Raw genomic sequence first — 11,559 nt, forward strand, 5'->3', positions numbered from 1 at the left:
CGTGTATTTGATTAATCAGAGAGCGTAATTGGCAGCCCATTGCTCCAGAATATGCTTGTACGGCTTGATGAAATGCTCTTCCGTATATTTTCCCTGCTTGACGGCCAGCTGGCTGCGCTCTTCCCGGTCATAGACAATTTGCGTCAGCGAATAATCCTGATTCTTCAGGCTAGGCTGATAAACTTTTCCCGCCGCTGAATTGGCATTGTAGATTTCGGGCCGATAAATCTTTTGAAACGTTTCCATCGTGCTGATGGTGCCGATCAGCTCAAGATTGCTGTAGTCGCCCAGCAGGTCGCCGATAAAATAAAAAGCCAGGGGGGCGGCACTGTTTGGCGGCATGAAATAGCGAACTTGCATCCCCATTTTTTCGAAATATTCATCCGTCGATGAAAATTCATTTTGTTGATACTCGACGCCCAGGATGGGGTGCTGATTTTCAGTGCGCTGGTAGGTCTTGCTGCTCGAGGCGCTGATGCAGATAACGGGCGCCTTGTTGAAGTGTTCCTTGTAAGTATTTGACCTGACAAAGTGCTTGAACAGCTTGCCATGAAAATCGCCGAAATCCTCCGGTGCGCTGAATGCAGATTGATTGTTGTTGTGCTCTGGCAGCAACACGCTGAAGTCGTAATCGCGGACGTAAGAGGAAAAGTTATTTCCTGCAATGCCGGCGATGCGTTCGCCGGTTTTTTTGTCGATGATGGTCGGCTTTAATATCTCGATCAAGGGGATATTGCCGCCTTTGACATCAATATTCAATTCGACGGAAATGATTTCAAGCTCGACAGAGTAGCGGTCCGCCTTCGGGTTATCCCAATGCGCCAGGCTGTTGAAACGGCTGTCGATCATTTTCAGGGTGTTGCGCAAGTTCTCCTGGCGGCTCGTTCCCCTGGCCAAATTGGCAAAGTTGGTCGTCAGGCGGGTATTGTCCGATGGATGATAGTTTTCATCGAAAATAATGCTTTTGATGCTGAATGCAAAATCTTTGCTCATGGTGATCTGGTGTCCTGAATTCTGCGAAAGGATGAATGGGGTAACTGCTTGGTGACCGTGGCGATGCGTATCAGGCTGCGACCACCTCTTCAGCGATGACCGGACTCGCATGGCGCGTCAATGCGATCAATGGCAATGCCCGTTGCACGGCCAGCGCGGCCCGCTGGATCAGGGCCTCGTCCTGCACGCGGTAGTCGGCGAAATCCTTGTCGGTGGCATACACGCCCAGCGGCAATGTGCGCGCCTGGAAAAAGCTGAACAGCGGACGCAACTGGTGGTCGATCATCAGGGCATGGCGCTCGCTGCCGCCGGTGGCCGCCAGCAGGACGGGCTTGTCGATCAGGGCATCCTGATGAATGAAGTCGAAGAAATGCTTGAACAGTCCCGTGTAGGAGCCACGGTAGACCGGCGTTGTCACCACCAGGATATCGGCTTGCTCGACGGCAACAAGGTCCTGCTCCACCGTCTCGGGCAGGTGGGAGCGCCAGACCGCGCCGGCCAGCTGGGGTGCGAGCTGGCCCAGTTCGACCAGGCGTTGTTCGCACAGCACTTCCTCGGCGATCAGGTCCATCAGGTGCTCTGCCAGGGCGGCCGCCTTGGAAGGGCGTTGCAGCCCGCCGGAAACCGCGACTAAACGAAGTGGACGTGTCATGTTTGCTTTCATGTGGATGGATGCGCCAGGGCCGTAAAAGTGCAGGCAACAAGGGGATCGATGATAGCGGCGGGAATCGATGAAGTATAATGGTCTTATTTCATACATCCATGAACATAGCTCATCTCAATGCTTGAACGCATCCACCTCAGCATCGTCCAGCAGGTCGAGAAACAAGGGTCGCTGACGGCCGCCGCAGGCGTGCTGCACCTGACCCAGTCGGCCCTGAGCCACAGCATGAAGAAGCTGGAGCAGCAACTGGGCACCGACGTCTGGCTGCGCGAAGGGCGCAACCTGCGCCTGACGCAGGCCGGCCAGTATCTGCTGGCGGTGGCGAACCGGGTGCTGCCGCAACTGGACCTGGCCGAAGAGCGCCTGGGCCAGTTCGCGCAGGGCGAGCGCGGCGCGCTGCGCATCGGCATGGAATGCCACCCTTGCTACCAGTGGCTGCTGAAGGTGGTGTCGCCGTATCTGGCCGCATGGCCCGACGTGGATGTGGACGTCAAGCAGAAGTTCCAGTTCGGCGGAATCGGCGCGCTCTTCGGCTACGAGATCGACTTGCTCGTCACACCCGACCCGCTGTACAAGCCGGGACTGACGTTCGAACCCGTGTTCGACTATGAGCAGGTACTCGTCGTGGCCAAGGGCCATGCGCTGGCGGCGGCAGCCTATGTGCAGCCCCAGCAACTGACGCAGGAAGTGCTGATCAGCTACCCCGTGGACATCGAGCGCCTGGATATTTACAATCAATTCCTCTTGCCGGCTGGTGTCACGCCCAAGCGCCACAAAGCCATCGAGACCACCGACATCATGCTGCAGATGGTGGCCAGCGGCCGCGGCGTGGCCGCCCTGCCGCGCTGGCTGGTCGAGGAGTACGCAGCCAAGATGGACGTGGTGCCTGTGCGGCTGGGCGCGCGCGGCATCGCCAAGCAGATTTTCCTGGGAGCACGCGAGACGGACACCGCCATCGACTACGTGCGCGCCTTCATCGCACTGGCGCGCCAGCCTGCCAGCGCCAGTGCGCAGTGACCGCAGCGACGCCATGGGTCATCTCTTGATGCATCCCGCTCAGCTCGGGTCCGCCGGCCACATCACGCACGCCTATTCCCTGGAAGTCAGTGCGAAGGACATGCCGGCGTTGAGCGCGGCGGCGCCGCGGATAGCGCCCGCATCCACCATTGCCATTCCCTACCTGCCGCGCGAGGACAACGCCGCGCGGCTGGCCGCGGCCCGCACCGTGCGCACGCTCGGCTTCGAACCCATGCCGCACCTGTCCGCGCGCCGTATTGCCTCGTTCGCCGAGTTTGAGTCATTCATCCAGCGCGCCGTCGCCGAAGCGGGCGTCGAGCGCTGCTTCGTGATCGCCGGCGATCCATCCACCGCGATGGGGCCGTTTTCCGACAGTGCCGCGCTGATCGACACAGGCGTGTTCGAGCGCGCGGGCATGAAGGTGATCGGCGTGGGTGGTCATCCGGAAGGCCATCCGGTCATGAGCACGGCAGAGCAGTGGGATGTGCTCGAACGCAAATGCCGCAGCATCGCGCAGCGCGGCATGACGCCCTTGATCGTCACCCAGTTTGCGTTTGATGCCGACATCGTGTTGACGTGGCTCAAAGCGCTGCGCGAGCGGGGCATTGACCATCCCGTGCGCGTGGGCGTGCCGGGTCCCGCGAGCATCGCGGTGCTGGCGCGCTATGCGGCATTGTGCGGCGTGAGCGCCTGCGCATCGATGTGGTCCAAGTACGGCGTCTCAATCGGGAAGCTGTTCGGCACGGCGGGGCCGGACCTGTTTGTCGAGCGCCTGGCCGCCGGGCTGACAGCGGCACACGGCGAGGTCAGCCTGCATTTCTTTCCCTTCGGCGGCATCGCGCAGTCCGTCAAGTGGATAGAGCAGTACCGTTCCCACAACGGCCTAGGCCCTTGAGCATCATATCCTAAGACACCAGGCTAAGGGTCAACACCACGTGATGACCGCATCGAAGCCGCAAGCCCTGCCATCTACTCAACTATTTCTAGCTGGGAACTGGATGTACCAACGATCGTCGATTACAGAATCCATCTCCCGTTGACGAAATTTCTGCTCCTGCTCGGCTTCGTTGATGGGAGATTGTTCACTTATTGAGCGGACTCCACGATGCGCTGTACGTATGCCCCCGAGCGAAGCCCTTGAAATGTATCGGGAGGAATCATTCTTTATCTTGGTATTCATTCTTCGTTCTCCTGCAAGAATCGCCGTATCTCCGTGCTGGTGATATGTTCTTTGCAATACCCAGTAACCCGCGTCCGACGCCCTGAATTTACAGTCTTATACGCTGTCGAAGCGCCGCTTTGATCTACCGCAAGCTCGTAAGTCTTTCCGTCGCGGGTATGGATCCATGTGCGCGACTTCACATCGGTAGTGAATTCCCAATCGAAACCGGCATTCACCTTTGCCAAGTCGTTCGCTACCTCGATAACTGCTGCATATCGATTAGCGGGATCTGTTTCGAGGCATTTCTTGATGATCCGCTTCAATCTGGCAGGGATGTGCTCTTCAAAGGCACTACGGTCAGGAAATCTTCCATTGGTCACATCAAACTTGAACGCGTCCCTGTCGAAACTCGTCCTTGTTCCATACCTAGCAAACTGTTTTTCAAAAAGCTCGTCCCCATTGCACATTCTGTACATGGTCAAACCGAGTTGGTAAATGTCAAACCTTACGTCGAACTCATCACTCTTGAAGGCTTCTGGCGGCCTCATTCGTTGATAAAGTCGATCCTGCCCAGCGATGCCAGAATTGTTCTGTCTCTTTGCTTGCCCAAAATCCGAGAGTAGAGCCTCACCGCGCGCAGATATCAATACATTCGATGGCTTTACATCAAAATGAATGAGCTTTTTGGAATGGATGTTGTGAAGGCCACTGCAAATCTGACATGAAAGAGCCACGACTTCCCGAACGGTCAAAAACCTTGATTCAATCAGACTACCTATCGAACCTTCTCGGTAATAGGGCATCGCTAGGTATACGTTATCGTCGTCTTCACATGCATAGTAAATCTGTACCACATTCGGATGGCCACTCAGATAAAGGATTTTTGACTCTTCATAAAACATGCCTAGATCAAGGGTGCCTTTTACGATTTGTTTAATCACTATCTCTGCGCCGAGCTGGTGATCGTACGCAACGAAAGCTTTCGAATTAGCGCCGGCGTGACCGATTTCGGTAATTAAATCAAATACAAGTTGTGCTTTGCTGAAGGGCTTAAGCATTCACGGCCCCAATTGCGCACAAGACGGCTTCGCGTTGTTCTTTACTCAGCTGCGTCCAGTTTTCAACTTCCCATAATTTTGTTCCATCGACGTACGGCTTGAAGTCAGCTCGCTCGATACCAATCCTAGCCGAAATCGAAGATATTTGCCCGATGTAATAGGCCGCCAGATTGCTGCTTGCAAACGCTTCTTGGATGACACCTTCGAGCTGGATTCGCGCAATGTTCAATGTTTGACTGTTCGACTCTGTGGCTCGAATGCCAGCCTTCTCGACTTCAAACTCCCGCAACACGTCCAAGAGATTATTTCGAACGTACTTCAGCGCCGCCGGGGTCGAAAACGCCAGGGGGATTACGATTTCTTCAACGTTGATAATCTCACCGTTGGCATCGTCAAAGACAGCGAATGTCACCACACTTGGCGAGGCCCGAATTCCAATTGTTCTCACACAAACACCTGTTTATTTATACAGTATTATACTGTTGAATTGGCGATTTGCAACAGAGTCGAGAATAGCACTCCGTTCTACGAAGAAATTCACAGATTGTCACGGGATACACGGCAAAATTTGCTGCTGAGGCCTTGATCGGACGACAACAGCCAGACGACTGCATGATCAAAGAGGACTTTAAAAAATTCCCTTTTCTCAAGTCAACAGTCGTCTTGGAGCTGTGTGTGAACAGAAGATACTCTTAAGAGATGCGTATGCACAGAGGGAGCTAACCTCTGTGTCTTGTCAGACAATATTACTTTTTGTCAGACTATTTTATTTTTCTACATCAGCCCGTGGCAACACCCAGCCTGCTTACTCCACCGTCACCGACTTGGCCAGATTGCGTGGCTTGTCCACATCCGTGCCGCGTGCCAGGGCCGTGTGATACGCCAGCAATTGCAACGCGACCACGTGCAGGATCGGCGACAGGTCGCCGTAGTGCTCGGGCAGGCGGATCACGTGCAAGCCTTCGCCGGAGCTGATGCGGGAATCGACGTCGGCGAAGACGTACAGCTGGCCGCCGCGGGCGCGCACTTCCTGCATGTTCGACTTCAGCTTTTCGATCAGCGCGTCGTTCGGCGCGATGGTGACGACCGGCATTTCATTCGTCACCAGGGCCAGCGGGCCGTGCTTCAGTTCGCCGGCCGGATACGCTTCGGCGTGGATGTACGAGATTTCCTTCAGCTTCAAGGCGCCTTCCAGGGCGATCGGGTAGTGCATGCCGCGGCCCAGGAAGAGGGCGTTTTCCTTGCGGGCGAATTCTTCGGACCAGGCGATGATTTGCGGTTCCAGCGCCAGCACGGACGCGATGGCGACGGGCAAGTGACGCATGGCTTTCAGGTGCGCCGCTTCCTGTTCTTCGCTCAAGCGGCCATTGACTTGCGCCAGGCACAGGGTCAGCAGGAACAGGCCGGCCAGCTGCGTCGTAAACGCCTTGGTGGAAGCCACGCCCACTTCCACGCCGGCGCGCGTGATGTAGGCCAAGGCGCATTCGCGCACCATGGCGCTGGTGGCCACGTTGCAGATGGTCAAGGTGTGCTGCATGCCCAGGCTGCGCGCATGTTTCAGGGCGGCCAGGGTGTCGGCCGTTTCGCCGCTTTGCGAAATGGTGACGACCAGCGTGTTCGGGTGCGGCACGCTGTCGCGGTAGCGGTATTCGCTGGCCACTTCCACGCTGACGGGCACCTTGGCGATGGCTTCGATCCAGTACTTGGCCGTCATGCCCGCATACGAGCTGGTGCCGCAGGCGAGGATCAGCACGCGGTCGATCTGCTTGAAGATGGCATAGGCGTTGTCGCCGAACAATTCCGGCATGATGCCCGTCACGCCTTCGAGCGTGTCGCCGATGGCGCGCGGCTGTTCAAAAATTTCCTTTTGCATGTAGTGGCGGTACGGACCCAGCTCGGCCGCGCCCGTGTGGGCGTGCACGGTCTTCACTTCGCGCTCGACGGGCTTGCCATCCACGTCGACGATCCAGCAACGTGACAGTTGCAGGTCGACCACGTCGCCTTCTTCCAGGTAAATGATCTGGTCCGTCGTGCCGGCCAGCGCCATGGCGTCGGACGCGACAAAGTTTTCACCATTGCCCAGGCCGACGATCAGGGGCGAGCCCTGGCGCGCGGCGACCACGCGGTGCGGCTCGTCGCGGCAAAAGACGGCGATCGCATACGCGCCGTCCAGGCGTTTCACGGCCTGCTGCACGGTTTCAAATAAATCGCCGTTGTACATGTGCTCGACCAGATGGGCGATCACTTCCGTGTCCGTCTGGCTCTGGAAGACGTAACCCAAGGCCGTCAGTTCGGCGCGCAATTCGTCGTGGTTTTCGATGATGCCGTTGTGCACCAGCGCCACGCGGGCGTTCTCTTCCGTCGGGGAGAAGTGCGGGTGGGCATTGAAGGAGACAGGGGCGCCATGCGTGGCCCAGCGCGTGTGGGCGATGCCCGTGAAACCGCTCAAGCCTTCTTCCGCGATCTGCTTTTCCAATTCCGCCACGCGCGAGGTGGAGCGCGAACGCTGCAAGCGGCCATCCGCATGCAGGGCAATGCCGCAGGAATCGTAGCCGCGGTATTCCAGGCGCTTCAAGCCTTCGAGCAGGATGGGAGTGATATTACGTTGCGCTACCGCGCCGACGATGCCGCACATGGAAACCTCTGTCTAAAATTTAATCAATGCAAGCATGCTAATGCAGAGTGAATGAAATATGTTTTCTAAATCTGTGCATTTTTGACCGAATATTTCATACTCATTTTGTGATGAAATATTATTTCATTTAGAATCAATTTATTTTCCAATTCATCAAAACCATGAGCGATAGCAACATTACCCTCGACGAGATCGATCGTCGCATCCTGAACGCCTTGCAAATTGATGCATCGCAAACCAACAGTGAGCTGGCGCGCTCGGTGCACGTTTCGGCGCCCACCTGTTTGCGGCGGGTCAAGCATTTGCGGGAAAGCGGCGTCATCGAACGGCAAGTGGCCATCGTCGCGCCGCAACTGGTGGGCGCGCGTCTGACGGCCATCGTGGAAATCACGCTCGACGTGCAGGCGGCGGAACGCATGGCGGAATTCGAGCAGCTCGTGGCGCAGGAAGCGGCCGTGCTGCAATGCTACCGCGTCTCGCCCGGCCCCGACTTCGTGCTGATGGTGCAGGTGGCCGACATGCCCGCCTATCACGCGCTGGCGCACCGCCTGTTTGCCGCGCACGCGAATGTGCGCAACGTGAAAAGCTATTTTTCCACGTTCCGCAGCAAATTCGAGACGCGCATCGCCGTGTGATCTTTGACTTTCATTTATCCACCGCTTGCACACCGCTTGCCCACACACTTATACGGTGCTTTTCCACCGCTTATGCCGTACTTGCCCACAGGCTTATGCACAAGCATGACGCGATCAAGCCATGGCAACAGAGCAAGGGATGCGCGGGGAAGCAGCGTCAGGCGGCCCGCGACGGTGCCGCACCGGCATGCAAAGAGTACACAAGCTACTGCCAGCTTGACTTGTGCACCGGCTGCACACAGCTTGCCAACAAGTTACTCGCCAAGTTATCGACAGGCTTATCCACAGCCTGTCCGTGGCGGCAGACGGTAAACTCAGGGGCGCACTTCCGCTTCGGCAAAGAAGCGGTAGCCGGCGTTGCGGGCGGTATTGATGGGCAAGGCCAGGCCCGCCGCCTGTTCCGCCTTGCGGCGCAAGCGGCTGATCTGGGTGTCCAGGCGGCGCTGGTCGTAGGTAAGAAAATCCTCGCCCAGCGATTGCACGATCTGCTGGCGGCTGACGATGCGTTCCGGCTCGGCCATCAGCACGTGCAGCACGGTGACGTCCTGTTGCGACAGCGCAATAGCGCCGCAGCCGGGCGGCAAGAGGCGGCGCGGTCCCAGTTCCAGCACCCAGGCCGTGGCGGGCGGCGGCGCGTCGGCAGGCGGCGCACCCAGGCGCCGCGCCAGCGCGCCCAGGGTGGCGGCCAGCTCATCGAGGTCGGCGCTCTTCGGCAGGTAATAGTCGGCACCACCGCCCAGTCCGTTGACCTTGTCCTGCGTGGCCCCGCGCGCCGTAAACACGACGATGCCGATGGGCTGCCCCTGCGCGCGCAAGGCGCGCACCAGCACCATGCCTTCGCCATCGGGCAAGCCCAGGTCGATGATGGCAATGCGGTGCACGGCCGGTGCGTAGCAGGCGTGGAAGGCGGCCAGGTCGGCCACGGCGCTGACGCGGTAGCCGCAATCACCGAGAAACTCGGTCAACTCGTGGCGCAGCACGGCTTCGTCTTCAAGCAGGATGAGGTTCAACATGGCGCAAGGATAACCGATCGCCGTGGGGCCGGGAAGTTGTCTTTCTGACTCCCATGCTGGCCGTGGTAAGCTGCCTCGCCATGAAAATCCTGCTCGCCCTTTGCCTGTTCTTCACCGCCCTGTTCCCCCATGCTGCACCTGCAGCTGCCGCGCCTGCGCCGCTGCTGCTGCCGGCCAGCGGGCAGCCCGTGTCCGCCAGCGGCCACCTCCAGATGCTGCGCGATGCCACGGGCCGGCTGGGGCCCGATGCGGCACTGGCGGCGCCAGGCTGGCGCACCTTGCCCGGCGCCGTCAGCGCCGGTTACACGCAGGACGCCGTCTGGCTGCGCCTGGACGTCACGCGCGCGGCAGCCTCCCCCGATGAATGGGTCGTGCGTTTCAGCAACGCCGTGCTCGACGACGTGCGGCTGTACCGCTGGGACGCGGCAGGCCACTGGGTCTTGCAGGAAGCGGGCGCCGACGTGGCGCGCGGCAACTGGCCCATCGATGCGCGCCAGGTGGTGTTTCCGCTGCGCCTGCAAGCCGATACGCCGCAGCGCTGGCTGGTGCGCCTGCACAGCAAAAAGGCCATGTCGACGGAGCTGACCTTGCTGCCCAGCGATGCCTTCGACAACGCTTCGCGCCGCGAATACCTGTACTACGGCTTGCAGTTCGGCAGTTATTTGCTCTTGATCCTGTTCCATATCTTTTTCTGGCGCATGACGCGCGAAGCCCACAGCGGCTGGTATCTGCTGTACGTGCTGACGAATGCCACGACGGAAGCGCTGACGATCGCCATTCCCCAGCAAATCTTCACCATGCCGAACTGGCTGTCCGATCCCATGCTGGGCGTGTCGATGGCGATGTCCATCGCCGTCGGCGCGCGTTTTTCCACATTGCAACTGGAACTGCCCGCCCTGTATCCCCGTTTCAGCCGCGTCGTGGTGGGTTTGACGGCCGCTGCCGCGCTGTGCGGGGCGTTGCTGGTGCTGCACGGCGACTATGCCGCCGGCGTGCTCGTCGTGCAAATGACGGCCTTGCCATTGATCGTGCTGTTCATCGCCCTGGCCAGTTGGCTGGCGCTGCGCGGGCATCGTCCGGCGCACGCTTTCCTGTTTATCTTCGGCATCTTTTACGCGGGCGTGGTGATCAGTTTCCTGCGCAATATGGCCATCGTGCCGCCGAACTTCTGGACCAACCATGCGGCCACCCTGGGCGCCTTCGTGCACATGATGCTGATGAGCCTGCGCCTCAACCGCCGCTACGCCGAATTGCGCCGCGCCAAGGACCGGGCACAGGCGGAGGCCGTCAGTGCCGTGCGCGCCCTGAATGAACGGCTGGAAGAGCAGGTGGCACTGCGCACCGTGGCGCTGCGGCAGGAAATCGGCCGGCGCGCCGTGCTGGAAGGCGAATTGCGCGCCGCGCTGGAAGTGGAAACCCGCACCCGCGAAGAGCAGCAGGATTTCGTTGCCATGGTGTCGCATGAATTCCACACGCCCTTGGCCATCATCAATACCACGGCCCAGCAAATTGCCCGCAACACGGACGCGCCGCGGGACAAAACCCTGCAACGCTGCCAGAACCTGCGCGAAGCGAGCGGCCGCATGACGGCGCTGGTGGATGAATACCTGAGCGCCGACCGCATGGAAACGAGCGCGGCAACCTTCCGGCCCCTGCCATGCGACTTGCCCGCGCTGCTGACGGCCGTGCTGGCCGAATGGCCACCGGGCCGCATCGAGGCCAGCGTGCAGGCGCTGCCCGCCAGCGCCGTGGTGGACGCCAGCCTGCTGCGCGTGGCGCTGCGCAACTTGCTCAGCAATGCAGACCGGCACGCGCCGCAAGCCCTGGCGATCCGCGTGCAGGCCGGCACGCTCGAGGACGGCCGCGTGCAGATCGCCGTCAGCAACGAAGGCGAGCCGCTGCCCGCCGATGAAATCCCGCGCCTGTTCCAGAAATACTTCCGTGGCCGCATCGCCCAGCACAAGCCCGGCGCCGGGCTGGGCCTGTACCTGGTGCAGCGCATCGCCGAATTGCACGGCGGTCAGGTAATACTGGCCAGCGCCGGCAACAACGGCACCATCAGCTTCGCCCTGCGCCTACCCGTCTGACGACTGCGCGCATTCCCGACTAAATCAGTCGGGAATCGCTCAGGTTTGCTCAATTTTAAATTTCCCCGTTCTGATATCTTTCCGTTCAGAAATCTTTGTAGCTTTTTATAACGTTTATATTTAAAAAAGCAACAAAAGCCGCAACGGACGCCGTCCACGCACAGCACAGGGAAAACATGCACCGCAACCAACTCGCCAGCCACCTCACCGGCCTCTCCTTGTTCGCGCCGCTTTCCTGACCCGTTCTTTCCCCATTTCCCGCTCGCGCCAGCCCGGCCAGGTCCGCAGGCGCGCG

Annotated in this window: 10 protein-coding genes; 4 read left to right on the forward strand and 6 right to left on the reverse strand. The window is 59.3% G+C overall.

Annotated elements, in window-relative coordinates; translation table 11 throughout:
* Positions 1–15: 15 nt before the first annotated feature.
* Together O3298_RS20930 and msuE are read right to left on the reverse strand one after the other, a co-directional pair.
* Complete coding sequence (locus O3298_RS20930) at positions 16–993, reverse strand: DUF1852 domain-containing protein (protein WP_289906017.1); 978 nt, start codon at positions 991–993, stop codon at positions 16–18.
* Between the two features lie 70 nt (positions 994–1,063).
* A complete protein-coding gene (gene msuE, locus O3298_RS20935; RefSeq protein WP_305060456.1) occupies positions 1,064–1,645 on the reverse strand; it encodes an FMN reductase in 582 nt (193 codons plus the stop codon).
* Between the two features lie 129 nt (positions 1,646–1,774).
* On the opposite strand from msuE, the gene O3298_RS20940 reads away from it, so the two are divergent.
* Entirely contained in the window at positions 1,775–2,674 is a 900-nt protein-coding gene (locus tag O3298_RS20940; RefSeq protein WP_289906015.1) for a LysR family transcriptional regulator, read from the forward strand.
* A 13-nt stretch (positions 2,675–2,687) separates the two neighbouring features.
* The gene (locus O3298_RS20945; RefSeq protein WP_305060457.1) at positions 2,688–3,569 is read left to right on the forward strand and encodes a methylenetetrahydrofolate reductase; all 882 of its coding nucleotides are present in this window, start codon (positions 2,688–2,690) and stop codon (positions 3,567–3,569) included.
* A gap of 281 nt (positions 3,570–3,850) precedes the next feature.
* On the opposite strand, the gene O3298_RS20950 is transcribed toward O3298_RS20945, so the two are convergent.
* The 3 genes from O3298_RS20950 to glmS all read right to left on the reverse strand — a co-directional run bounded on the left by O3298_RS20950 (position 3,851) and on the right by glmS (position 7,529).
* Positions 3,851–4,894 (reverse strand): serine/threonine-protein kinase, encoded by a 1,044-nt coding sequence (locus O3298_RS20950; protein WP_305060458.1) that lies wholly within the window; start codon positions 4,892–4,894, stop codon positions 3,851–3,853.
* Positions 4,887–5,342, reverse strand: a complete 456-nt coding sequence (locus tag O3298_RS20955; RefSeq protein ID WP_305060459.1) for a hypothetical protein — start codon at positions 5,340–5,342, stop codon at positions 4,887–4,889. The genes O3298_RS20950 and O3298_RS20955 overlap by 8 nt, the downstream gene beginning before the upstream one ends.
* Before the next feature lie 357 nt (positions 5,343–5,699).
* The gene (gene glmS / locus O3298_RS20960; RefSeq protein ID WP_099665965.1) at positions 5,700–7,529 is read right to left on the reverse strand and encodes a glutamine--fructose-6-phosphate transaminase (isomerizing); all 1,830 of its coding nucleotides are present in this window, start codon (positions 7,527–7,529) and stop codon (positions 5,700–5,702) included.
* Positions 7,530–7,690: 161 nt separating this feature from the next.
* Between glmS and O3298_RS20965 the strand changes: the two genes are divergently transcribed.
* Positions 7,691–8,164 carry an Lrp/AsnC family transcriptional regulator gene (locus tag O3298_RS20965; protein WP_305060460.1) on the forward strand — a complete coding sequence of 158 codons (474 nt, stop codon included), beginning with the start codon at positions 7,691–7,693 and terminating at the stop codon, positions 8,162–8,164.
* 314 nt (positions 8,165–8,478) lie between these two features.
* On the opposite strand, the gene O3298_RS20970 is transcribed toward O3298_RS20965, so the two are convergent.
* The gene (locus tag O3298_RS20970; RefSeq protein WP_305056458.1) at positions 8,479–9,177 is read right to left on the reverse strand and encodes a response regulator transcription factor; all 699 of its coding nucleotides are present in this window, start codon (positions 9,175–9,177) and stop codon (positions 8,479–8,481) included.
* Between the two features lie 80 nt (positions 9,178–9,257).
* Between O3298_RS20970 and O3298_RS20975 the strand changes: the two genes are divergently transcribed.
* Positions 9,258–11,264: a sensor histidine kinase gene (locus O3298_RS20975; RefSeq protein ID WP_305060461.1), complete on the forward strand. Its 2,007-nt coding sequence runs from the start codon at positions 9,258–9,260 to the stop codon at positions 11,262–11,264.
* Positions 11,265–11,559: the final 295 nt, after the last annotated feature.

Origin of the sequence: Janthinobacterium sp. SUN137 (assembly GCF_030587265.1) — a bacterium.
In the GTDB taxonomy this organism is placed as follows: domain Bacteria; phylum Pseudomonadota; class Gammaproteobacteria; order Burkholderiales; family Burkholderiaceae_D; genus Janthinobacterium; species Janthinobacterium kumbetense.

Excerpts from the sequence above, each read along its gene's own strand:
- O3298_RS20930 (WP_289906017.1), bottom strand. The coding sequence starts at position 993 with ATGAGCAAAGATTTTGCATTCAGCATCAAAAGCATTATTTTCGATGAA.
- msuE (WP_305060456.1), bottom strand. The coding sequence starts at position 1,645 with ATGACACGTCCACTTCGTTTAGTCGCGGTTTCCGGCGGGCTGCAACGC.
- O3298_RS20940 (WP_289906015.1), top strand. The coding sequence starts at position 1,775 with ATGCTTGAACGCATCCACCTCAGCATCGTCCAGCAGGTCGAGAAACAA.
- O3298_RS20945 (WP_305060457.1), top strand. The coding sequence starts at position 2,688 with ATGGGTCATCTCTTGATGCATCCCGCTCAGCTCGGGTCCGCCGGCCAC.
- O3298_RS20950 (WP_305060458.1), bottom strand. The coding sequence starts at position 4,894 with ATGCTTAAGCCCTTCAGCAAAGCACAACTTGTATTTGATTTAATTACC.
- glmS (WP_099665965.1), bottom strand. The coding sequence starts at position 7,529 with ATGTGCGGCATCGTCGGCGCGGTAGCGCAACGTAATATCACTCCCATC.
- O3298_RS20965 (WP_305060460.1), top strand. The coding sequence starts at position 7,691 with ATGAGCGATAGCAACATTACCCTCGACGAGATCGATCGTCGCATCCTG.
- O3298_RS20970 (WP_305056458.1), bottom strand. The coding sequence starts at position 9,177 with ATGTTGAACCTCATCCTGCTTGAAGACGAAGCCGTGCTGCGCCACGAG.
- O3298_RS20975 (WP_305060461.1), top strand. The coding sequence starts at position 9,258 with ATGAAAATCCTGCTCGCCCTTTGCCTGTTCTTCACCGCCCTGTTCCCC.